Source organism: Pseudomonas putida (assembly GCA_041879295.1).
In the GTDB taxonomy this organism is placed as follows: domain Bacteria; phylum Pseudomonadota; class Gammaproteobacteria; order Pseudomonadales; family Pseudomonadaceae; genus Aquipseudomonas; species Aquipseudomonas putida_Y.
Genome location: CP047152.1, coordinates 5,742,461 through 5,764,807 on the forward strand (window position 1 = coordinate 5,742,461; position 22,347 = coordinate 5,764,807).

Sequence of the window (22,347 nt, forward strand, 5' to 3'; positions counted from 1 at the left end):
ATGAGGTGGACTACCCGCGAAGAGGCTAGTGAATCCGGCACAAAAAAAGGGGAGCATCCGCTCCCCAGAGGTTAACCACTTGTAGATGAGGGCTTAAATCAGCCTTCGATCTCGATCAGGATCTCACCCGGCGTCACGCGATCACCCTTGGCCACATGGATGGCCACGATCTTGCCGGCGATGGCTGCCTGCACTTCGGTTTCCATCTTCATGGCTTCGGTGATCAAGACCGCCTGGCCGGCCTTGACCATGTCACCTTCCTTGACCAGCACATCAACGATGTTCCCTGGCATGGTGGTGCTTACGTGGCCAGGGTCAGTAGCTTGTTTGCGCTTGCTACCGCCACCGCTGACGAACTCGTTGAGCGGCTCGAATACCACTTCTTCCGGCATGCCGTCGATCGACAGGTAGAAGTGACGCTTGCCTTCGGCCTTAACGCCCACACCGGTGATGTCGACGCGGTAGGTTTCGCCGTGAACGTCGATGACGAACTCGGTCGGCACGCCTTCACCACCTGGGGCAGCCACGGCACCGGCTTCCGGAATCGGCAGCAGAACTTCAGGCGTCAGCGTGCCAGCTTCGCGTTCTTCGAGGAACTTGCGGCCAATGTCCGGGAACATGGCGAAGGTCAGCACGTCCTCTTCGCAACGGGCCAGGGCACCGATGTCGCTACGCAACTTGGCCATTTCCGGCTTCAGCAGGTCAGCCGGGCGCACATCGATCACTTCTTCGCTGCCGATAGCCTGGCGACGCAGTTGTTCGTTGACCACACCCGGGGCCTTGCCATAACCACCTTGCAGGTACAGCTTCACCTCATTGGTGATGGTCTTGTAGCGCTCACCCGCCAGCACGTTGAAGAAGGCCTGGGTGCCGACGATCTGCGAGGTCGGGGTGACCAGCGGCGGGAAGCCGAGGTCTTCACGAACACGCGGGATCTCGGCCAGCACTTCGTTCATGCGGTTAAGGGCGCCCTGCTCCTTGAGCTGGTTGGCCAGGTTGGAAATCATGCCGCCCGGTACCTGGTTGACCTGCACGCGGGTGTCCACCGTTGTGAACTCGCTTTCGAACTGGTGATACTTCTTGCGCACGCCATAGAAGTACAACCCGATTTCCTGCAGAAGCTCCAGGTCCAGGCCGGTGTCGAATTCGCTGCCCTTGAGTGCAGCAACCATCGACTCGGTACCCGGGTGGCTGGTGCCCCAAGCGAAGCTGGAGATGGCGGTGTCGATGTGGTCGGCGCCATTTTCCACGGCCTTGAGCTGGCACATGGCAGCCAGACCGGCGGTATCGTGGGAGTGGATGAACACCGGCAGCGACTGTTCAGCCTTCAGCGCCTTGACCAACTCGCCAGTGGCGAACGGGGTCAGCAGGCCAGCCATGTCCTTGATCGCCACCGAGTCGCAACCCATGGCTTCCATCTGCTTGGCCTGCTTCACGAAGGCTTCGATGGTGTGTACCGGGCTGGTGGTGTAAGCGATGGTGCCCTGGGCGTGCTTGCCGGCGGCCTTGACCGCTTCGATGGCCACGCGCAGGTTACGCACGTCGTTCATGGCGTCGAAAATGCGGAACACATCAATGCCGTTAACCGCAGCCTTGGCGACGAAGGCCTTGACCACGTCGTCGCTGTAGTGGCGGTAGCCCAACAGGTTCTGACCGCGAAGCAGCATTTGCAGGCGGGTGTTGGGCAGCGCTGCACGCAGCTTGCGCAGGCGCTCCCACGGGTCTTCCTTGAGGAAGCGCACGCAGGCGTCGAAGGTGGCACCACCCCAGACTTCCAGCGACCAGTAGCCAACCTTGTCGAGCTTGTCGCAGATCGGCAGCATGTCTTCGGTACGCATGCGGGTGGCCAGCAGGGACTGGTGAGCGTCGCGCAGGATCGTGTCGGTTACGTGAATTTTCTTGGACATTATGGGGTTCCTCACAGGCCTGCGTGGGCGGCGATGGCGGCAGCGATGGCCAGGGCCAGCTCTTCGGGTTTGCGCTTGATCGAGTAGTTGGTCAATTCAGGGTGGCTTTCGACGAAGCTGGTATTGAACTGGCCGCTACGGAATTCCGGATTGCGCAGGATTTCCTGGTAGTACGCGGCGGTGGTCTTCACCCCTTGCACGCGCATGTCGTCCAGGGCCCGCAGGCCGCGGTCCATGGCTTCTTCCCAGGTCAACGCCCACACCACCAGTTTCAGGCACATGGAGTCGTAGAACGGCGGAATGGTATAGCCGGTGTAGATCGCCGTGTCGGTACGCACGCCTGGGCCGCCGGGGGCATAGTAACGGGTGATCTTGCCGAAGCTGGGCAGGAAGTTGTTTTTCGGGTCTTCAGCATTGATACGGAACTGCAAAGCGTAGCCACGGTGCTGAATATCTTCCTGCTTGACCGACAGTGGCAGCCCCGAGGCAATGCGGATCTGCTCGCGAACGATGTCGATCCCGGTGATTTCCTCGGTAATGGTGTGTTCCACCTGCACCCGGGTGTTCATTTCCATGAAGTACACTTCGCCATCGGCGAGCAGGAACTCCACAGTACCGGCGTTCTCGTAATTCACCGCTTTGGCCGCACGCACCGCCAGGTCGCCGATGTAGGCTCGCTGCTCGGGAGTGAGCTGTGGGCTCGGGGCAATTTCGATGAGCTTCTGGTTACGGCGCTGGATAGAGCAGTCGCGCTCGAACAGGTGCACTACGTTGCCGAAGCTGTCACCGAGAATTTGCGCCTCGATGTGCTTTGGGTTGACGATGCACTTCTCCAGGAACACTTCGGCCGAACCAAAGGCCTTGGTCGCCTCGGAAATTACCCGCGGGAAGTTCTGTTCCAGTTCTTCACGGCTATTGCAGCGGCGAATACCGCGGCCGCCACCACCGGAGGTGGCCTTGAGCATCACCGGATAACCGATGCGGTCACCTTCGCTCAGGGCTTCATGAATATCGGCAACGTTGCCTTCGGTGCCCGGGGTTACCGGCACACCGGCGGCAATCATGGTGCGGCGCGCTTCGGTCTTGTCGCCCATACGGCGGATCACGTCGGCGGCCGGGCCAATGAACTTGATCCCGCGCTCGGCGCAAATCTCTGCCAGTTCGGCGTTTTCCGAAAGGAAACCATAGCCCGGGTGCAGGGCATCACAGCCGGTTTCCACAGCCAGGTTCACCAGCTTGCGCGGGTTCAGGTAACCGGCCAGCGGCTCGGCACCGATGCTGTGGGCTTCGTCAGCGCGCTTGACGTGCAAGGCATGCCGGTCGGCGTCGGAAAAGATCGCTACCGAGCGAATGCCCATCTCGGCGCAAGCACGCACGATCCGAACTGCGATTTCACCTCGGTTGGCGATCAGGATTTTTTTTATCACTGGAGTCTTCCCAAAGCCGTAGGAACAGTCGAGCCGGTTCTACCGGTCGGCGCGTGACCAGACGTTGCTGGCCAGTCGCGTATTCACCCTAGCGCTGTAGGTCGATAAACAAAAATCAATATTTGTTAGAGGCTGTATTAGTAAAAGCTTATAGTTGGGTAACAGGGTGTTGCCGAAGAGCCGATTAAAATGCGTAAGTCCTTGATGCGTATGACATTGCGTCAACTCCAGATCTTCAATGAGGTGTGCGATTTGCGCTCGTACAGCCGTGCTGCGGAGGAGATGGCGCTGACGCAACCCGCCGTTAGTCTACAGATTCGCCAGCTCGAAGAGCTGATCGGCCAGCCACTGTTCGAGTACGTGGGCAAGAAGCTATACCTGACCGAGGCGGCCGAGGCCCTTCAGCGCGCCAGCCACGATATCTTCGGGCGCCTGGAAAGCCTGGACATGCAGCTGTCGGACATGCAGGGCTCATTGCAGGGTCAGTTGAAACTGGCGATCGAGTCCAGTGCCAAGTACTTCGTGCCACACCTGTTCGCCGCCTTCAAGCAGCGTCACCCGGAGGTCAACCTGACCCTGACGGTAGTCAACCGTGCCCAAGCCATCCGCCGCCTTTCCGATAACCGCGACGACCTGATCATCATGTCGATGGTGCCGCAAGACATGGGCCTGGAGTTTCTGCCGTTCCTCAACAACCCGATCGTTGCGGTTGCCCCGCCGAACCACCCGCTGTGCAAGCTGGAGCAGTTGCGCATGCAGGACCTGGAGCCTCATACCCTGTTAGTCCGCGAGCAGGGTTCGGGAACACGCAAGGCGTGCGAAGAGTACTTCAAGGACAAGCGCGTGCATTTCGCCCAGACGCTTGAGGTAGCCTCGGCCGATGCCCAGCGCGAATGCGTGATCGCCGGCTTGGGGATCGCCCTGCTGACCCGTCACGCAGTCAACCTGGAACTGGCCACCGGTGTGCTGAAGGAATTACCGGTCGAGGAACTGCCGCTGTACCGTAGCTGGTGCGTGGTGCAGGCCAAGGCCAAGCGGCAGTCGCCGGTGGCCTTGGCGTTCCTGGCATTCATCCGCGGCGAACGTGCGTTGATCAGCGCGCTTGTTGAACGTTTTTCGGGGAAGTTGCCGCCGATGACTGCCATACCGTGAGTGCTTGCAGCTCAGGGTAGTCCGCCAGGTCGCGGAGCAGTTGACGTTGGTCGCAATAGCTTTCGATCGCGCGGCGGTATTCCATGCGGCGCTGATCCTTTTCCTGCTGCTTGCGAGCCTTGGCGTTGGGTTGGTACGTACCGTCGAAGTCACGAGCCATTGCCTGTCTCCCAGATAGGATGCGAGAGTTTCAGACTGGCCTTGATGGTTTACCGTTTTGCGGTGGAATGGTGACAGAATCGTGAATTTTCACGGCCTGTACCGGCCTCTTTCCACAGGAATTGCACCGATTTATAGAGGCGCACAGTACCTGTGGGAGCGGGCAAGCCCGCGAAGAGGCCAGTACAGGTTGAATTCAGTCGTCTGTAGCCTTGATCGACTTGGGCGACAGACGCAGGCTGCGCAAGCTGCGCTTCACGCTCTTCAGGTGGTTGACCAGGCTAGGCCCGCGCGCCATGGCAACGCCCATGGCCAGCACGTCGATCACCACCAGGTGGGCAATACGCGAGGTCAGAGGGGTATAGATCTCGGTGTCTTCATGCACGTCGATCGCCAGGTTGACCGTCGACAGCTCGGCCAGCGGCGTCTGGCTGGGGCACAGGGTAATCAGGTTGGCGCCGCTCTCACGCACCAGGTTGGCGGTGATCAGCAGGTCCTTGGAACGGCCCGACTGGGAAATACACACCGCCACATCACCCGGTTTCAGGGTAACCGCCGACATCGCTTGCATGTGCGGGTCGGAATACGCTGCCGCGCTGAGCAGCAGGCGGAAGAATTTGTGCTGGGCATCGGCTGCAACCGCACCGGACGCGCCAAAGCCATAGAACTCTACCCGCTGCGCCTGGGCCATGGCGCTCACTGCTTGTTGCAGCGCCTGCGGATCAAGGTGCTCGCGCACTTCCATCAGGGTGTGCAGGGTGGTGTCGAAGATCTTCAGACTGTAGTCGGCGACCGAGTCATCTTCGTGGATGGCAAACTGACCGAAACTGGCCCCTGCAGCCAGGCTTTGTGCCAGCTTCAGCTTCAGGTCCTGGAAGCCCGAGCAGCCAATGGCCCGGCAGAAACGCACGATGGTCGGTTCACTGATACCCACGCTGTGCGCCAAGTCGGCCATGGAGCTGTGCATGACGGCAGCCGGGTCGAGCAGCACGTGGTCGGCCACTTTCAGTTCCGATTTGCGCAGCAGGTGGCGCGATTGGGCGATATGTTGCAACAGATTCACAGGCTGGACTCGGTTATGATCGGCTTGCCGGGTTGTAGCTTTCTTGTAGTTATACTACATGGACGCCAACCCGCCCAGTTAAACGAACGTGGAGAGTGGCGGTTTGACTATTCCTTGCGACATTCTGGTCTTCGGCGGCACCGGTGATCTGGCCCTGCACAAATTGCTTCCGGCGCTCTACCACCTGTTTCGCGAGGCCCGTCTGAACCCTGCCGTGCGGGTCATCGCACTGGCCAGACGCAACCTGCCACGCCTCGACTACCTGAAACTTGCCGAACGCCATTGTCGCGCGCAGATTGCCCGCAGCGACTTCGACGAGGAGGTGTGGCAGCGGTTTTCTGCACGGGTCGACTACTTCCCGATGGATGCTTCACAAAGCGCCGACTTCGGCCGCCTGGCACGCTACCTGGGCGAACCCGGTGGGCTGACGCGCATCTTCTACCTGGCCACCGCTCCCAACCTGTTCGTGCCGATTGCCAACCACCTGCGCATTGCCGGACTGGCCGACACCGAAGCGCGCATCGTGCTGGAAAAACCGATCGGCCATTCGCTGGAATCCGCCACTGCCATCAATGAAGCGATTGGCACGGTGTTCGAAGAAAGCCAGGTGTTCCGCATCGACCACTATCTGGGCAAGGAAACCGTGCAGAACCTGATGGCCCTGCGTTTTGCCAATGCCCTGCTGGAGCCGGTGTGGCGCAACAACCAGGTCGACCATGTCCAGATCAGCGTTTGCGAGACGCTGGGCGTAGAAAACCGCGGTGCCTACTACGATCGCGCCGGGGCTATTCGCGACATGCTGCAGAACCACCTTCTGCAACTGCTGTGCCTGGTGGCCATGGAGCCACCTGCGCAGTTCGAGGCCGAAGCGGTACGCGACGAAAAGGTGAAAATCCTGCGCGCCCTCAAGCCGATCACTGGCCAGGATGTGCAGGACAAGACAGTACGCGGCCAATATGGCGCCGGGCGTATCGGCGGCCAGGAAGTGCCGGCCTACTACTTTGAAAAGGATGTCGACAACGACAGCGATACCGAGACTTTCGTGGCCATCGAGGCGCACATCGACAACTGGCGCTGGGCGGGCGTGCCCTTCTATCTGCGCACTGGCAAACGCATGGCGCGGCGCGCTTCGCAGATCGTCATCCAGTTCAAGCCAGTGCCTCACGAACTGTTCAGCGGCGGCCAGGTCAACCAGCTACTGATACAGCTGCAACCGGACGAACGCATCAGCCTGCGCATGATGACCAAGAGCCCAGGCAAGGGCATGCGCCTGGAGCCCGTGGAGCTGGACCTTAATCTGGCCCAGGTGTTCAGCCAGACTCGCCGCTGGGAAGCCTACGAGCGTTTGCTGCTGGATGTGCTCGAAGGTGATTCGACACTGTTCATGCGCCGCGATGAAGTGGAAGCAGCCTGGGCCTGGGTAGATCCAATCATCAAGGGCTGTGAAGAGCACTTCCAGGCGCCCCGCCCCTACCCGGCTGGCAGTTCTGGGCCCGAGCAAGCCAACAGCCTGCTCGCCAGGCATGGCAGGCACTGGCATGGCTGAATTACCTGCGCGTTGACGCTACCTTCAATCTGAAACAGGCGCAGATAAAGTTCAAAGGGGCGAAGTCCTTTGCCTTGAAGGCCATTGACTGACCATGCGTCAGCCAGCTTGCGCAGGCCGTAGCTGACCCCGGACCGATGAGCGGGATGCAGCCAGGTGAATATTCATACAGTAGATATTTGCCCCTTACCCGGCATCGCCCTAGAATGGCCCGATGCGCACAGACGACCTCTCTCTCCTGCTGAACTCCCTCAACGATGCCCAACGCCAGGCCGTAGCGGCCACGCTTGGGCGTCAACTGGTGCTTGCCGGTGCCGGTTCCGGTAAAACCCGCGTGCTGGTACACCGTATCGCCTGGCTGATCCAGGTCGAGCAGGCATCGCCGCACTCGATCCTGTCGGTGACGTTCACCAACAAGGCCGCAGCAGAAATGCGCCAGCGGATCGAACAACTGCTGGGCATCAACCCGGCAGGCATGTGGGTCGGCACCTTCCACGGCCTGGCCCATCGTCTGTTGCGGGCCCACTGGCAGGAAGCACGGCTGGTGCAGAATTTCCAGATCCTCGACAGCGACGACCAGCAGCGTCTGATCAAGCGGGTGATGCGCGAGTTGGGCCTGGACGAGCAGAAGTGGCCGGCACGCCAGGCCCAGTGGTTCATCAACGGGCAGAAAGACGAAGGCCTGCGCCCGCAGCATATCCAGGCGGGGGGCGACCTGTTCCTGGCGACCATGCGCGAGGTCTACACCGCCTACGAGCAGGCTTGCGAGCGCGCCGGGGTCATCGATTTCTCCGAGCTGCTGCTTCGCGCCCTGGACCTGTGGCGTGACCACCCGGGCCTGCTGGAGCACTATCAGCGACGCTTCCGCCACGTGCTGGTGGACGAGTTCCAGGATACCAACGCCGTGCAGTACGCCTGGTTGCGCCTGCTGGCACGCGGCGGCGACAGCCTGATGGCGGTAGGCGATGACGACCAGTCGATCTACGGCTGGCGCGGCGCCAAGATCGAAAACATTCACCAGTACACCGCCGACTTCCCCGACGCCGAAATGATCCGCCTGGAGCAGAACTACCGCTCCACCGGCGGCATCCTCAAGGCGGCCAACGCGCTGATCGCCAATAACAGCGGGCGCCTGGGCAAGGAACTGTGGACCGACATGGGCGAAGGCGAACCACTGACCCTGTACGCGGCCTACAACGAGCACGATGAAGCGCGCTATGTAGTGGAAACCATCGAGAGCCTGGTCAAGCAGGGCAATGCGCGCAACGAGATCGCCATCCTGTACCGCTCCAACGCCCAGTCGCGAGTGCTGGAAGAAGCCCTGCTGCGTGAGCGTATCCCCTACCGCATCTATGGCGGCCAGCGCTTCTTCGAGCGCGCCGAAATCAAGAATGCCATGGCGTACCTGCGCCTGATCGAAGGGCGTGGCAACGATGCCGCTCTGGAGCGGGTGATCAACGTGCCGCCGCGCGGTATTGGCGAAAAAACTGTCGAAGCCATCCGCGAGCACGCCCGCCACAGCCAGCTGTCCATGTGGGAAGCCATGTGCCAGCTGCTCGCTGCCAAGGCCCTGAAGGGTCGCGCCGCCAGTGCCCTGGGGGCCTTTATCGAGCTGATCGAGGGGCTGGCCGCCAAGGTCGTGGACATGCCGCTGCATACCATGACCCAGACCGCCATAGAACAGTCCGGCCTGATCACCTATCACCAGGAAGAAAAAGGTGAAAAGGGCCAGGCACGGGTAGAAAACCTTGAGGAACTGGTCAGTGCCGCACGCAACTTCGAGTCCACCGACGAAGACGCCGACCTGTCCCCGCTCTCGGCCTTCCTTGGCCACGCCTCACTCGAAGCTGGCGATACTCAGGCTGACGAGCATGAAGACAGCATCCAGCTGATGACCCTGCACAGCGCCAAAGGCCTTGAGTTCCCCTATGTGTTCCTGGTGGGCATGGAAGAAGGCTTGTTCCCGCACAAGATGAGCCTGGAAGAACCCGGCCGCCTGGAAGAGGAACGACGCCTGGCCTATGTAGGCATCACCCGCGCCATGCGCCAGCTGGTCATGACCTACGCCGAAACACGCCGCCTTTATGGCAGCGAGACGTATAACAAGGTGTCGCGTTTCGTGCGTGAAATTCCGGCCGGCCTGGTTCAGGAAGTACGCCTGTCCAACAGTGTCAGCCGCCCGTTCGGCGGGGCCAAGACGGCCACCAACAGCAACCTGTTCGCCAATGCCAGCATTCCGCAGACCGCGTTCAACCTTGGCCAGCGTGTGCAGCATGCAGTATTCGGCGAAGGCGTGATCCTCAACTTCGAGGGTTCTGGCGCTCAGGCGCGGGTGCAGGTGAACTTTGCCGAAGGTAGCAAATGGCTGATGCTGGGGTATGCCAAGCTCGAGGCTGTCTAAAGCCCACAAGGGTCGGGCCTGCCAACTTTGTAACATCAGGCAAAAGCTCGAAACACTATGTCGCTGGTCATGTGCCTGGGAACCTGTGCACCATGACGCGCGTGCAATCCACAACAGGGGATATCCCACTTATGCAACGTTTTCTTAGCATCGCACTGGCGCTCTGCGTCGGCCTGACGCTGAGCCTGGACGCCAGCGCCAAGCGTTTCGGCGGCGGCAAGAGCTCGGGCTCCGCGCCTATCCACCAGACCCGCCAGGCTACGCCAACCACGCCTGCAGCCGCGCCGACCGCACCTGGCCGTGCACCGGCTGCCGCAAGCGGTGCTTCGCGCTGGTTGGGCCCACTGGCCGGCCTCGCCGCCGGTGGCCTGCTGGCTTCCATGTTCATGGGCGACGGTTTCGAAGGCTTCCAGATCATGGACTTCCTGATCGTGGCGCTCATCGCCTTCCTCGTGTTCCGCTTCATCGCCGCGCGCCGCCGCCAGCAGCAGCCACAAATGGCCATGCCGGGCCATGCGCCGATGCAGCGTGAGGCTCACGCTCAGCCTGCGCAACCGTCGATTTTCGGTGGTTCGGCCGCACCTGCTGCCGCAGCAGCCCCGGTGATCAACGCGCCGGCCTGGTTCAACGAGCAGAGCTTCCTGGCTGCAGCCCGTAGCCATTTCCAGTCGCTGCAGCAGCACTGGGATGCCAACGAAATGGACAAGATCAGCGAGTTCGTTACCCCGCAAATGCTCGAGTTCCTCAAGCGTGAGCGTGCTGAACTGGGTGATGGCTTCCAGTCTACCTACATCGATAACCTGGAAGTGCAGCTGGACGGTGTCGATGATCGCGCCGACCGCACCGACGCTACCCTGACCTTCCGTGGCGTGTCGAAGAATTCGCGCTTCGACCAGGGCGAAGTGTTCAGCGAAAGCTGGCACATGGTTCGCGCCCAAGGCGAGAACCAGCCTTGGCTGGTAGCCGGTATCCGTCAAAACGGCTAATCGCTGCGTGCTAAACAGAGAACCCCGGGCTTGCCCGGGGTTTTTGCTTTTGCCAAAGTGGGCTACTAGGGTATAAGGCGCAGCGTTGTCATCTAGGTTAGAGGAAGTGAACCGTGGAAGAAGTGATCGAACAACTCCGTGAAGCGAATGAGCCGGTACCGGTGCCCTTGGAGCTTCCCGACGAAGACCAACTGGTAGAGATCGAAGAGCAGCTGTTCATCAATATTCCATTCGTGTTCAAAGAGTTTCTGCTGACCGTAAGTGATGTGGTTTACGGCTCCCTTGAGCCTGTTACCGTCACTGATCCGCAGTCGCACACCTACCTGCCAGATGTGGCATCCAATGCCTGGGATGCCGGCGTACCGCGTGACCTGATTCCGCTGTGCCAGGACGGCGACAATTACTATTGCGTCGAAGAAGACGGCACCGTGGTGCTGTGGGATGCCGAAGAGGAAATTGTCGGCGAAGACAGCTGGGAATCGGTGTGGCACTGGGCGCGAGATGTTTGGCTGGAGAGCTGATCGCTAGAGCCTATAGAGAAGCTCGCGATCTGAGGCAGGAAAAATGACGTCTTAGCGCGTCAAGGTCGTTAAATCGCCAGGCTTTCCACGCCTGGCGACATCGCTATAGCCCATCTTCTCGGCGAACGGGAGATCTTGCCTCGGGCGCAACCCCTCAGTGCGAGTTTTCGCGACTGTTCTCCAGCGTCTCCAACAACGCGATCTGCATGCGCGTGTGCACGCGGATGAACCAGCGCCACAACAACGCCACCACCACCGCAGCCACCACGGCAATCACCAGCAGCAATTCGCTGGTGGGCAGAATGCTGGCGGACAATGCCGACAGCAGCAGGAAAATCACCAGCAGCGACAACAGCGGGATCACTTCGGCGATCACACGGCGCACGCGCTGGGTATGTCGCCCGGCCATTTCCGGCTTCACGCCCATCTCTGCCAGTAGCATCGAGAGTGCCTTTAGCTTGCGGTACGCGGCGATCAGGAAAGGCAGTGACAGCAGCAATGCAGCCCCCCAAATGATGGCCTTCTGCTGGCTTACATCGCTGACCCACTCACTGAGCCAATTGCCGATACGCCCTGCAAAGTAGCCGCCACTGAAGAAGATGGCGATCACCAGCGCCAGGTTCACCCCCACCTGCAACAGGATGCGCCGGATCATCGCCGCCAGCATGGCACTCTCGCCCTGCGGCTGGATGTTGCGCAACCACTCACCATATAAAGACAGCACGCGTGCGAGGCGAGCGGGCACCACATTGCCCAGTTTCTGCGACAACGGGTCAGCCGCGCGGATCAGGTAGGGTGTCAGCAGCGTAGTGATTGCCGATACTGCCACCGCCACCGGGTAAAGGAAGTCGCTGGTCACCTGCAGGGTCATGCCCAGCGCGGCAATGATGAAGGAGAACTCGCCGATCTGCGAAAGCCCCATGCCAACACGCAGTGACGTGCGCCCATCATTACCGGCAATGAACGCCCCCATGCCACAAGACAGCATCTTGCCCAGTACCACCGCCAACGTAATGACCACGATCGGCCAGGCATAGTCGAGGAGCACCTGAGGGTCAATCATCAGACCAATGGCGACGAAGAAGATGGCGCTGAAAAGGTCGCGTACGGGCTCGATCAAGCGTTCAATTTTCAATAGCTGCCGTGATTCGGCCATGATCGCGCCAATCAGGAAAGCGCCTAGCACCATGCTGTATTCCAGCTTCACTACCAGCAGGCAGAAGCCGAAACACAGGCCCAGAACGGTGATCAGCAACATTTCGTTGCTTTCGAACCTGGCGACGTAGGCCAATAACCGCGGCACCAGCAAAATACCGATGACGAGGGCGACGATCATGAACAGCGACAGTTTGCCGACAGTGGAGAACACCTCACCCGAGCTGACCGTGCCGCTGACCGCGATACCTGACAGCAGGGCAATGATACCGATGCCAAGAATGTCCTCGACGATCAACACGCCAAAAATCAGCTGGGCAAAGCGCTCGTTCTTCATCTTCAAGTCGTTGAGCGCCTTGACGATGATGGTGGTGGAGGAAATGGCCAGGATGGCGCCCAGGAACAGTGAATCCATGGTACTCCAGCCAAACCAGCGGCCAATCTCGAAGCCGATCCAGATCATCAGCACGATTTCCAGAAACGCTGCGATAAATGCCGTGGCGCCGACCTTGAACAGCTTGCGCAGGCTGAACTCGAGCCCCAGACAGAACATCAAGAATATAACCCCCAGTTCGGCGAGGATCTTGATGGTTTCTTCGTCATGAATCAGACCGAACGGGGGGGTGTGCGGGCCAATGATGAAGCCGGCGACAATGTAACCCAGCACCACCGGCTGTTTGAGGCGGTGAAAAAGAATGGTGACGACGCCAGCGATCAGCATGATGACTGCCAAGTCCTGGATGAAGCTGATGGCATGCATGGCGTGATACTCCTTATCTCGTCTTTTTATGAATGCCTGGTCAGACCGCTCCTGCCGAGGCAACCCTGAGCGAGCAGCAAGTACATACTGTATTGAATGCAGCGACGCCCATGTTGCATGGGCGCACTCAGGTTAACATCGCACTCCGCCGCTAAAAGTCGGTGCAATATGCAGAAACAGATCGGCTGGAAAAGCGCTCGTGATGGCATGATCAGCGTGACGACAGCGCGCCAGCCAACGTCCCGTATCAGCAAGGCAAATTCAAAGAGGGGAACAGAAGTGTCAGCAGATAACGCCCTCCATTCGCCCGATTCAGCGCAACCTCACCGTGAGCACACTATGGAACCTGGAAACGCCCAGCTGAGCATGACCGTCCTGATGACCCCGGACATGGCCAACTTTTCTGGCAACGTACATGGCGGCACCCTGCTCAAGTACCTCGACGAAGTGGCTTATGCATGCGCCAGCCGTTATGCCGGCAGCTATGTGGTGACCCTGTCGGTCGACCAGGTGATCTTCCGTGAACCCGTACATGTGGGTGAACTGGTGACCTTCCTGGCGTCAGTCAACTACACCGGCAACACTTCGATGGAAGTTGGCATCAAAGTTGTGACCGAGAACATTCGCGAGCGCTCGGTGCGCCATTCCAACAGCTGCTTCTTCACCATGGTCGCGGTCGATGACAACCGCCGCCCAGTGCCGGTGCCGCCGCGCCAGCCGTACAGCAGCGAAGAAAAACGCCGCTTCCTGCAGGGCCAGCAGCGCCGGCAGATCCGCCAGGAACTGGAAAAGCGCTACCAGGACCTGAAAACCGACGCCATTTAAAGCGCCAGCAACTGCGCCTCGAAGCGCACCCGTGGGTGCGCAATGCGGTCCTGGGCCCGTACCAGCTGCAATTCGTAGCTGGCGCAGGCCTGGGTTTCCAGCAGCACTTCATGCACTGCCGCAGCGGTGAACTCGAATGCCTGCACCCAGCTGTCGCCAAGCAGCACGCGGGCCAGGAACAGGCCTGAGGTCAGGTCACCCACCCCAACCGGCTGACGCGGGAACGCCAGCAGCGGGCGGCGCAGGTGCCAGCTGTGCTCGGCGGTCACCAGCAACATTTCGAACTGTTCTTCGGCCCGCCCGGGGTACGCCAGGTGCTTGACCAGTACAACCTGCGGCCCACGCTGCAGCAGGCTACGCGCCATGTTCACGCAATCCTCCAGCGACTGGGCGCGGCGCCCACAGAAGCTGTCCAGCTCCAGCTGGTTGGGGCACAGGATGTCCGCCGTGGCTGCCGCCTCGTCAAGCAGGAACTCACTGACTTCCGGCGGCACGATGCAGCCTTTTTCCGGGTGCCCCATGACCGGGTCGCACAGGTACAAGGCTTTTGGGTTTACCGCCTTGATCCGCTCGACGCCGGCCAGGATCGCTCGCCCTTGTTCGGCGCTGCCCAAATAGCCGGAAAGCACTGCATCGCAGTGGCCCAGCTCGCCGATGTTGGAAATGCCTTCCACCAACGCAGGAATTTGCGCTGGGGCAAGCACTTCACCCGCCCACTGGCCATACTGTGTGTGATTGGAGAACTGCACGGTATTGAGTGGCCAGGCATTGACCCCGATACGCTGCATGGGGAATACCGCGGCGCTGTTGCCGGCGTGGCCGAACACCACGTGGGACTGAATGGCGAGCAGGTGCGGGGTACGTTTCATGCGGGAGGTTTCCAAAGCTGTTTCAAGGATTGTGCGCAGCGCAGTATGAACTCGATTGCTACCTGTACGACAGGCCAGGAACGCAGTTAAGCTGGATCTACCTGTTTGGAGCATATGCAAATGTTGACCCTGGAGAACCTCTTCGTCCTGATGCTGGTAGCCACGGCAGGCGCTTGGTTGTGGCACAACCATGGGTTGCGTGAAAAGGCCCTGGAACGGGTCAAACAGCATTGCGCCAAACTCGACCTGGAGTTGCTTGACGATGCCGTAGCGCTCAAACGCATCGCCTTTGTCCGGGATGCCAATGGCCGAAAGCGCCTGGCACGCGTCTATGCCTTCGAGTTCACCGTCACGGGTGAGCAACGTCACCCCGGCACCGCGACCCAGTTCGGCGCCCACAGTGTGCAGATCGAACTGGCGCCCTACCCGTTCGAAATCAAGACCCCACCACGCGCCGACAACGTCATAGAGATGCAGCAATGGCGCCAGGAACACAACCGCTGGCGCAACTGATCAACTGACGCGACATTCATTCAACCCGGCTTGCAACGCGGGTTGCGGTTGCGGCTGATCGAAAATCAGCTCGATACGGCTGTCCCTGCGCCAGTCGCTGGGCTGCCAAGCGGGCATATCCCCATTCAGCCCATTGAATGACCACCAGCCTTCCATGCTGTGGATAACGCCCTTCGCCCGTCGCCATGGCCATGCACATAAGAAAACCTTTAGCCGCTGTGGATAAAACTGTTGGCCAGGGTGCCATCGCCAGCCAATACTCCAACCGCCCTCCCCTTGCTGGACAAGGCAAATCGGCTGACTGGGGTCAGCCCACAGTGCTGCTGGGGCGATTGCAGGATTGTCGACAATCCTGCTTTTCAAAAACGGGCTGTCAACAATCTGTGGAGGCACCGTCGGGAGGCCGGCCAAAGGCAGCTGCCCTTGCACGGTCCACATGATCCTCTTTTCTTTAAATTTATTACTTATCAACAATTTATGTATTTCATCCACAGCCTCTGACTTATTAAAAACCACGCTTTCAGAGGCGTTGAAAGCCTGCTGTTGAGCCTCTGGAAGCGGCTCGTTTCGAGCCATGGCCTGGGCATCCACAACCATCAGAAGTGGTTGAATTGTCAGCACTCCAACCCAAGGCGCCTGTTGCAACTGAGCCAGCAGCTGCAACGGATGGCCCAGGCCGGAAGGTTCGATAAACAGCCGGTCAGGCCGGGATTTGCGCAGTAAACGGCCGAGGCCGACCTGAAACGGCATACCGTTGACGCAGCACAGGCATCCGCCCGCCACCTCGCCGATGGCGATGCCGTCTTCGTCACGGCTGAGCAAGGCTGCATCCAGGCCGACCAGGCCGAACTCGTTGATCAATACCGCCCAGCGCTCGTTTGCAGGGCGCTGGGCCAGCAAGTTACGGATCAAAGTGGTCTTACCAGCACCCAGCGGGCCAGCAATTACATGGGTGGGAATGTTCTGCAACATGGCGTGGCTTCAGGCGGCGGTGATGCCTCACTATGCGCTGTCAGGCCAGCCAGTCAAGGCTGAGCAGCAAACGCCCCTGCTGTGCCGAAGGCGACCGATGAACCAGGCCTGCCCCTTCATTACCCCGCCATTTTTCGCCTTTAAGTATCGCCACCTCGCCGGCTTGCAGGTGCTGGATGTTATCCACAGATGGCTGAGCTGTGTGTAACTCACTACGACAGCTATCCTGCTCTTGCAACCACTCGCTACCTGGGCCGACGTAAGTGGTGAGCAGGCGCAATGGCACGTTATCCACATGGAAACGCGGGCACATCGGAGCGTTCAGAACGCGCAAGCGCAAACCGATCCGTCGGGCGCCAACCAGACAGGTATAAGCCGCCACCAACCAGGTCACATCAGCAACGAAAGCTTCATATCCATGCAAATCCGCCGCTTCACGCAGCAGATCTGCCAATACCGGCTTCTGCTCCTCGTCCACATCGATCACCCGCTGATCAGCCAAGGGCTGGCCAAGGCTGATCACCAATGCTGCAAAGTCCTCCAACTGTGGAGGCAAGCGCCGCCGCCATACGGCCAGATTCACGCCATCCTGCAGCACTCCGGCCAGCACCTGAGGCGTCTCGCCAAACACCTGAAAGATATCCACAGGCCGGTGCGCCAGGTTCATGCTGCCGCCTCCTCATGCCATGGGCCAAATGGATCAGGTAGGCGCAACCAGCCCATGTGGCCCAAGTCCATTTCTTGATCCGTCAACAGGCATGCATCGAGGGCTGTGGATAATTTTTCGAAGTCGATATTCTGCCCGATAAACACCAACTCCTGGCGGCAGTCACCAGTCTCAGCGGTCCAGTGTTTCAAGATCGCGGTCGTGTTATCCACATCCTGTGGCCACTGCTCGCGTGGCACGAAGCGCCACCAGCGGCCAGCCAGACCCTGTCGCATCATGCCGCCCGCTTGCGACCAGCTGCCAGCTTCCTGATATTTGCTGGCCAACCAGAAAAAGCCTTTGGAACGCAGCAGCCGTCCGTTGCTCCAGTCCGTGTGGATAAAGTCGTAAAAGCGCTGTGGATGAAGCGGCCGTCGAGCCTGCCAGGTCATGGCCGCGATACCGTACTCTTCGGTTTCTGGCACATGCTCACCGCGCAGCTCCTGCAACCAGCCTGGTGCTTGGGCCGCCTGATCGAAGTCGAACAGCCCGGTGTCGAGGATACGTGCCAGCGGCACTTGGCCCATGACCATGGGTACGATCTGCGCCCGGGCATTGAGGCTGCGCAAAATGGCGATGAGTTCGTCGCGCTCATGTTGGCTGATCAGGTCGATCTTGCTCAGCAGCAGCACATCTGCGAACTCGACCTGCTCGATCAGCAAATCACTGATCGACCGCTCGTCTTCTTCGCCCAACGTTTCACCGCGGCTGGCCAGGCTGTCTGCTGCCTGATAGTCGCGCAGGAAGTTCAAGCCATCGACCACGGTGACCATGGTGTCCAGCCGCGCCATATCAGACAGGCTGCGGCCTTGTTCGTCGCGGAAAGTGAAGGTCTCGGCCACTGGCAATGGCTCAGAGATACCGGTGGACTCGATCAGCAAATAATCGAAACGCCCTTCTTCGGCCAGCCGCGCAACCTCCTCAAGCAGGTCTTCGCGCAACGTGCAGCAAATGCAGCCGTTGCTCATCTCGACCAGTTTCTCTTCAGCGCGGTTGAGGCTCACATTGCGCTGCACCTCGCTGGCATCGATGTTGATTTCACTCATATCGTTGACGATAACCGCGACCCGAAGGTTGTCGCGGTTGCGCAGCACATGGTTGAGCAGCGTGCTCTTGCCGGCGCCGAGAAAGCCGGACAGCACGGTGACGGGGAGACGATTGGACATGGCGAACCTCTTCAGGCAGACGCATTCGAAACGATGCATTGCATAATGTTATAAGATAACAATACACTTTCGCCAAGTGGTTCTCGACGGACGAGTGCTCACAGGGGATGAAAAATGAATCTGCCACGCGTCATGGCATTGTTGTTGCTCACCATGCCCGCCTCGCTGTTGGCCATGCCGCAAGGCAGTAAATTGGCCCTCTGTACGCGAAGCGCGACGCTACTCGCCTGCCAGGACGGCAAAGGCAACTACTACAGCGTGCGCACCGAAGGCACCACCTTCTACCTTCGCGGCTACGACTTCACCAGCCGCCGACTGTGGGCACAAACCAACAGCCGCTATGGCACGTTGACTTTTTTTACCGGCTTGGCCAGTGATGGTGAGACCTGGGTGGGTTACAGCCGTCGCGTAGGCTGGACCACCTTGAACCGCGTATCCAGTTCCAGCGGGGAGCGCTTCAAGGTGCATTGCAGCTTGATCGAGGGTTGCCGTTGACGCCTTCTTTTGTTTGGAAGGCTTTTCCTCTGCTGCCTATTTGCACGTCAGCTTCGAGCACTTGCTGAAAACGCCGGCCTTGATCAGCTCTCCGTCAGGCCGAAAAGCTAAGCCGCAACCACATCGAGGCAAGGACCGAAAATGAAATGTTCCACGTGGAACTATTCGTTTCCCGACCGACTCCTGGAACTACCCAGGCTCGGCTGCTCGAACGACAGCAGAGGCCTGCATGCCCACGACGGGGTTGCCACCAGCCATTGGTAATGGAACTTCAGCTGCGCGGTTTGACCGCCCCGCAGTCATTGCCTAACCACACCGCACGCGTGTTCATGCTGCCTTGCTGCTGCACACCCGAAGCGTTGAACGTGCCACTGACCTGGGTGGTGAATTCCCGATCACTGAGGAATGTAGCCTTACCACTTCCCTGCGCCTTCGGGCAGCTGAACTGAAACTTCCAAACGTTACCGGTACGGTCGGTAATCTTCTGCGTGCAGCCCGATTGCGGGTCTTGCAGAGGAATGTCATTCGTTGCCACCTGTTCTGGTGTCAGGCACGAACGCACACCCTTGCCACCTACACTGACCCCTTGTTTGGCCAACACCCCTTCCATCATTGCGCGCTGCTCGGGCGGCAGGTTTTTCAACTGGCCGAGCATGAATTCCATGTCGGGTAGCGGTTTGCCATCGACCAGCATGTTGCTGGTGGTCAGCTCCCACAAACCCGGTTGCAGCATCTGGGCTTGCACCAGCGGACTGCTCATGCCTAGGGCCAACGCCAACAGTGGCAGACGAATCTTCATGGATGAACGCTCCTGGAAAAAAGCCGGTCAAACGGGCCGGACTGAGCCTTAGACGCCAAATCCACCTGCAGGTTGCAGGCGGACCGGGAACGTGTTCTGTTACCTCAAGTGTACTCGGCAAGCAGGATGCATATGGATTACCACAGCCCCTACTTCTTTGGTTACCTACTCGGCCTGATCCACCTGCTGGGTATGGTCGCCGCACTGCATGCGCTGTTCACGGTGCGGACAGCTCAGGGGGCCATTGCGTGGGCGATGCCCTTGCTCTTCATCCCCTACCTCACCTTGATCCCCTATCTGATTTTCGGTGCCCGCTCGTTCTATGCCTACATCAAGGCTCGGCGTCAGGCCAACCAGGAAATGCACGTGGCCATGGCCAACCTCAACTGGCGGCCCTGGGTTGAAGAAGCCCTTACCGCTCGCGAGTCCGAAAGCTACACAGCCTTGCGCGCCATGCCCAAGCTGGGTCGCATGCCATGCCTGGCAAATAACCAGGTGAAACTGCTGATCAATGGCAAGGCCACCTTTGATGCCATCTTCGCAGCCATCGAAAAAGCACGCGATGTGGTACTGGTGCAGTTCTTCATCATTCATGACGACAATCTCGGCAAGGCACTGCAGCGACTCTTGCTACGCAAAGCCGCCGAAGGCGTGCAGGTGTTCGTGCTGTACGACCGTGTCGGTAGCCACGCCCTGCCGGCCAGCTACAGCCAGGTGCTGCGCGACGGTGGTGTGCAGATCCATGCATTCGCCACCCGTCGCGGCTGGTTCAACCGCTTTCAAGTGAACTTCCGCAACCATCGCAAGATTGTGGTGGTGGATGGCTTGCTCGGCTTCATCGGCGGTCACAATGTGGGAGACGAGTACCTGGGTGAACATCCACAGCTTTCCCCCTGGCGTGACACCCACGTACAGATCAGCGGGCCGGTACTGGCCTGCTTGCAAGAATCTTTTGCCGAGGACTGGTACTGGGCCACGCGCCAGCTACCGCCGCTGATCCTGCCCGATACGTACCCGGATAACGGCGTGCTGTGTCAGGCCTTGGCCAGCGGCCCGGCAGACCCACAAGAAACCTGCTCGCTGTTCTTCCTTGAAGCGATTCATTCGGCCACCCGCAGGGTGTGGATCACCAGCCCCTACTTCATCCCTGACGAGGCCGTGTTCGCCGCCTTGCGACTGGCGGTGCTACGGGGAGTCGATGTGCGGGTGCTGATCCCGTCACGGCCTGACCACCGCATCGTCTACGCTGCCTCCAGCCTGTTTGCCTTCGAAGCAGTTCGCGCGGGGGTACGTATGTTCCGTTACCAACCCGGGTTTCTGCATCAGAAGGTGGTACTGGTGGATGACGACATCAGCGCCATTGGAAGCGCCAACCTGGACAACCGCTCGTTCCGCCTGAACTTCGAGATTACCCTGCTGACAGTCGATCGCGGCTTCGCCGACCAGGTCGAGCACATGCTCCACGAGGACTTCGAACAAGCGCGGGAAATTACTGCAGAAGACACCCAGGACACCCATCGACTACAGCAATTGGGGATGCGGATTGCGCGACTGATATCGCCGATTCTTTAGGGTGAGCACACCCGTTGAAAGCGGCCTTTTCGCGAAAAAGGCCGCTCCTGCAAAGCCATATCAGGGCTGTGACGCTTACGATTTCAGCGGTACAAGTCTTCCCGCGTCCAAGGCAGGTCATGATGCCCGTCGGCGTATGGCTTCACTGCCAATATCTGGTGCAGGTTGATCCAGCCCTTCTGAAAGGCGTAGGCACACCCGGCCAAGTACAAACGCCAGATCCGCAGAGTCTTCTCAGGCACCAGCGCTGCTGCCTTGTGCAACTGGTTCTCCAGGTTCTCGCTCCAGTGGTGCAAGGTTTTAGCGTAGTGCAGGCGCAGGCTCTCTACGTCCACTACCTCCAGCCCAGCTTCACAGATACTGGCGCTGATCATCGACAGGTGCGGCAGTTCGCCGTGGGGGAATACATAGCGATCGATGAACTCACCCGCCCCGCGCCCGACCGGTCGGCCATCGACGTGCTTGGCAGTGATGCCGTGGTTCATCACCAGTCCCCCTTCCCTCACCGCCCCGAACAGCTTCTGGCAGTACAGCGCCAGGTTGGCATGCCCGACATGCTCGAACATACCCACGCTGACAACCTTGTCGAAGCGACCATCCTGGGGCAGATCGCGGTAGTCGAGAATCTGCAGGTCGACCTTGTCAGCAAGCCCTTCCGCTTGCACTCGCTTGCGGCCTAACTTCAATTGCTCCTTGCTCAGGGTAATGCCGAACACCTTGGCGCCATACTCACGGGCAGCGAACCGCGCCAACCCACCCCAACCACAGCCGACATCGAGCAGGTAGTCACCGGCATCCAGACGAAGCTTGCGGCACAGGTGGTCGAACTTGTCCTGCTGCGCCTGGTCGAGCGTATTGTCCGGCTCACGGAAGTAGGCGCAAGAATAGGCCATGTCCTGGTCCAGCCAAAGCTGGTAGAAGGCGTTGGACACGTCATAGTGGTAGGAGATCGCTTTGGCGTCGGTGCTCTTGTCATGAGACAAACGTTGCGGTGGCGTTTCATCCTCATCCGCCAGCAGCGCTTCACTCAGTTCGTCGCACACGCGGATGGCCTCACCGATATCGCCTTCAAGCTCCAGCTTGCCTTCGACGAATGCAGTGCCCAGCTGGTCCATGCTTGGGTGGGTCAACTGGCTGATCAGCTGTGGTTCCTTGACCAGAATGGTGACCTGAGGACTAGGCCCAAGATCAAAATGGTTACCGTCCCACAGCTTCAGCCTCAGCGGCAGATGCAAGCTCTGCAATGCAGGTGGAAGTTGAGCAAGCATGAAACACCCCTCCTGTCCGTAATTGGCCACGACGCCTAATATTTCGAACGTCATCGGATCAGAGTAGTTCATCTGTAGGATGTTT

General features: G+C 59.6%; 19 protein-coding genes. 9 read left to right on the plus strand and 10 right to left on the minus strand.

Annotated features, from left to right (window positions below; all coding sequences use genetic code 11):
- Positions 1-98: 98 nt before the first annotated feature.
- Both oadA and GST84_26135 read right to left on the minus strand, forming a co-directional pair.
- The gene (gene oadA, locus GST84_26130; protein ID XGB15644.1) at positions 99-1,907 is read right to left on the minus strand and encodes a sodium-extruding oxaloacetate decarboxylase subunit alpha; all 1,809 of its coding nucleotides are present in this window, start codon (positions 1,905-1,907) and stop codon (positions 99-101) included.
- 11 nt (positions 1,908-1,918) lie between these two features.
- Positions 1,919-3,334, minus strand: coding sequence for an acetyl-CoA carboxylase biotin carboxylase subunit (locus tag GST84_26135; protein XGB15645.1), 1,416 nt, complete (start codon positions 3,332-3,334; stop codon positions 1,919-1,921).
- Between the two features lie 189 nt (positions 3,335-3,523).
- Between GST84_26135 and GST84_26140 the strand changes: the two genes are divergently transcribed.
- Positions 3,524-4,486 (plus strand): LysR family transcriptional regulator, encoded by a 963-nt coding sequence (locus GST84_26140; GenBank protein ID XGB15646.1) that lies wholly within the window; start codon positions 3,524-3,526, stop codon positions 4,484-4,486.
- Positions 4,487-4,841: 355 nt separating this feature from the next.
- Here GST84_26140 and hexR read toward each other — a convergent pair whose 3' ends face one another.
- The gene (hexR, locus tag GST84_26145; protein ID XGB15647.1) at positions 4,842-5,708 is read right to left on the minus strand and encodes a transcriptional regulator HexR; all 867 of its coding nucleotides are present in this window, start codon (positions 5,706-5,708) and stop codon (positions 4,842-4,844) included.
- 103 nt (positions 5,709-5,811) lie between these two features.
- Between hexR and GST84_26150 the strand changes: the two genes are divergently transcribed.
- From GST84_26150 to GST84_26165, 4 genes are all read left to right on the plus strand, one after another.
- Positions 5,812-7,254 (plus strand): glucose-6-phosphate dehydrogenase, encoded by a 1,443-nt coding sequence (locus GST84_26150; GenBank protein XGB15648.1) that lies wholly within the window; start codon positions 5,812-5,814, stop codon positions 7,252-7,254.
- 214 nt (positions 7,255-7,468) lie between these two features.
- On the plus strand, positions 7,469-9,655 hold the full coding sequence (uvrD, locus tag GST84_26155; GenBank protein ID XGB15649.1) for a DNA helicase II: 2,187 nt from the start codon (positions 7,469-7,471) through the stop codon (positions 9,653-9,655).
- Positions 9,656-9,786: 131 nt separating this feature from the next.
- Positions 9,787-10,641: a TIM44-like domain-containing protein gene (locus GST84_26160; GenBank protein ID XGB15650.1), complete on the plus strand. Its 855-nt coding sequence runs from the start codon at positions 9,787-9,789 to the stop codon at positions 10,639-10,641.
- Positions 10,642-10,754: 113 nt separating this feature from the next.
- Positions 10,755-11,162, plus strand: a complete 408-nt coding sequence (locus GST84_26165; GenBank protein XGB15651.1) for an SMI1/KNR4 family protein — start codon at positions 10,755-10,757, stop codon at positions 11,160-11,162.
- Between the two features lie 154 nt (positions 11,163-11,316).
- On the opposite strand, the gene GST84_26170 is transcribed toward GST84_26165, so the two are convergent.
- Positions 11,317-13,077, minus strand: a complete 1,761-nt coding sequence (locus GST84_26170; GenBank protein ID XGB15652.1) for a cation/H(+) antiporter — start codon at positions 13,075-13,077, stop codon at positions 11,317-11,319.
- Positions 13,078-13,416: 339 nt separating this feature from the next.
- Between GST84_26170 and GST84_26175 the strand changes: the two genes are divergently transcribed.
- The gene (locus GST84_26175; protein XGB15653.1) at positions 13,417-13,902 is read left to right on the plus strand and encodes an acyl-CoA thioesterase; all 486 of its coding nucleotides are present in this window, start codon (positions 13,417-13,419) and stop codon (positions 13,900-13,902) included.
- Here the strand turns inward: GST84_26175 and pdxY are convergent.
- Entirely contained in the window at positions 13,899-14,771 is an 873-nt protein-coding gene (gene pdxY, locus GST84_26180) for a pyridoxal kinase PdxY (GenBank protein XGB15654.1), read from the minus strand. The genes GST84_26175 and pdxY overlap by 4 nt on opposite strands.
- 120 nt (positions 14,772-14,891) lie before the next feature.
- On the opposite strand from pdxY, the gene GST84_26185 reads away from it, so the two are divergent.
- Entirely contained in the window at positions 14,892-15,284 is a 393-nt protein-coding gene (locus GST84_26185; GenBank protein XGB15655.1) for a DUF3301 domain-containing protein, read from the plus strand.
- Here GST84_26185 and GST84_26190 read toward each other — a convergent pair whose 3' ends face one another.
- From GST84_26190 to GST84_26200, 3 genes are read right to left on the minus strand one after another with little or no spacing between them, the layout of a single operon-like run.
- Entirely contained in the window at positions 15,285-16,256 is a 972-nt protein-coding gene (locus tag GST84_26190; GenBank protein ID XGB15656.1) for a cobalamin biosynthesis protein CobW, read from the minus strand. It lies immediately after the preceding gene.
- A 40-nt stretch (positions 16,257-16,296) separates the two neighbouring features.
- Positions 16,297-16,923: a DUF1826 domain-containing protein gene (locus GST84_26195; protein XGB15657.1), complete on the minus strand. Its 627-nt coding sequence runs from the start codon at positions 16,921-16,923 to the stop codon at positions 16,297-16,299.
- A complete protein-coding gene (locus tag GST84_26200; GenBank protein XGB15658.1) occupies positions 16,920-18,128 on the minus strand; it encodes a GTP-binding protein in 1,209 nt (402 codons plus the stop codon). Before GST84_26200 ends, GST84_26195 begins: the two co-directional genes overlap by 4 nt.
- Before the next feature lie 114 nt (positions 18,129-18,242).
- Here GST84_26200 and GST84_26205 point away from each other — a divergent pair, with 114 nt between their 5' ends.
- Positions 18,243-18,623, plus strand: a complete 381-nt coding sequence (locus tag GST84_26205) for a glutamine synthetase (protein ID XGB15659.1) — start codon at positions 18,243-18,245, stop codon at positions 18,621-18,623.
- 271 nt (positions 18,624-18,894) lie between these two features.
- Here the strand turns inward: GST84_26205 and GST84_26210 are convergent, their stop codons facing one another.
- Positions 18,895-19,422 (minus strand): DUF3617 family protein, encoded by a 528-nt coding sequence (locus GST84_26210; GenBank protein ID XGB15660.1) that lies wholly within the window; start codon positions 19,420-19,422, stop codon positions 18,895-18,897.
- Between the two features lie 132 nt (positions 19,423-19,554).
- On the opposite strand from GST84_26210, the gene cls reads away from it, so the two are divergent.
- On the plus strand, positions 19,555-20,994 hold the full coding sequence (gene cls / locus GST84_26215; GenBank protein ID XGB15661.1) for a cardiolipin synthase: 1,440 nt from the start codon (positions 19,555-19,557) through the stop codon (positions 20,992-20,994).
- 83 nt (positions 20,995-21,077) lie between these two features.
- Here cls and GST84_26220 read toward each other — a convergent pair whose 3' ends face one another.
- The gene (locus GST84_26220; GenBank protein ID XGB15662.1) at positions 21,078-22,262 is read right to left on the minus strand and encodes a methyltransferase domain-containing protein; all 1,185 of its coding nucleotides are present in this window, start codon (positions 22,260-22,262) and stop codon (positions 21,078-21,080) included.
- Positions 22,263-22,347 lie beyond the last annotated feature (85 nt).

What these genes read in the sequence shown, in the direction of transcription:
- oadA (XGB15644.1), bottom strand. Translation starts at nt 1,907, where the DNA reads ATGTCCAAGAAAATTCACGTAACCGACACGATCCTGCGCGACGCTCAC.
- GST84_26140 (XGB15646.1), top strand. Translation starts at nt 3,524, where the DNA reads ATGCGTAAGTCCTTGATGCGTATGACATTGCGTCAACTCCAGATCTTC.
- uvrD (XGB15649.1), top strand. Translation starts at nt 7,469, where the DNA reads ATGCGCACAGACGACCTCTCTCTCCTGCTGAACTCCCTCAACGATGCC.
- GST84_26160 (XGB15650.1), top strand. Translation starts at nt 9,787, where the DNA reads ATGCAACGTTTTCTTAGCATCGCACTGGCGCTCTGCGTCGGCCTGACG.
- GST84_26170 (XGB15652.1), bottom strand. Translation starts at nt 13,077, where the DNA reads ATGCATGCCATCAGCTTCATCCAGGACTTGGCAGTCATCATGCTGATC.
- GST84_26175 (XGB15653.1), top strand. Translation starts at nt 13,417, where the DNA reads ATGGAACCTGGAAACGCCCAGCTGAGCATGACCGTCCTGATGACCCCG.
- pdxY (XGB15654.1), bottom strand. Translation starts at nt 14,771, where the DNA reads ATGAAACGTACCCCGCACCTGCTCGCCATTCAGTCCCACGTGGTGTTC.
- GST84_26185 (XGB15655.1), top strand. Translation starts at nt 14,892, where the DNA reads ATGTTGACCCTGGAGAACCTCTTCGTCCTGATGCTGGTAGCCACGGCA.
- GST84_26190 (XGB15656.1), bottom strand. Translation starts at nt 16,256, where the DNA reads ATGTTGCAGAACATTCCCACCCATGTAATTGCTGGCCCGCTGGGTGCT.
- GST84_26195 (XGB15657.1), bottom strand. Translation starts at nt 16,923, where the DNA reads ATGAACCTGGCGCACCGGCCTGTGGATATCTTTCAGGTGTTTGGCGAG.
- GST84_26200 (XGB15658.1), bottom strand. Translation starts at nt 18,128, where the DNA reads ATGTCCAATCGTCTCCCCGTCACCGTGCTGTCCGGCTTTCTCGGCGCC.
- GST84_26205 (XGB15659.1), top strand. Translation starts at nt 18,243, where the DNA reads ATGAATCTGCCACGCGTCATGGCATTGTTGTTGCTCACCATGCCCGCC.
- GST84_26210 (XGB15660.1), bottom strand. Translation starts at nt 19,422, where the DNA reads ATGAAGATTCGTCTGCCACTGTTGGCGTTGGCCCTAGGCATGAGCAGT.
- cls (XGB15661.1), top strand. Translation starts at nt 19,555, where the DNA reads ATGGATTACCACAGCCCCTACTTCTTTGGTTACCTACTCGGCCTGATC.
- GST84_26220 (XGB15662.1), bottom strand. Translation starts at nt 22,262, where the DNA reads ATGCTTGCTCAACTTCCACCTGCATTGCAGAGCTTGCATCTGCCGCTG.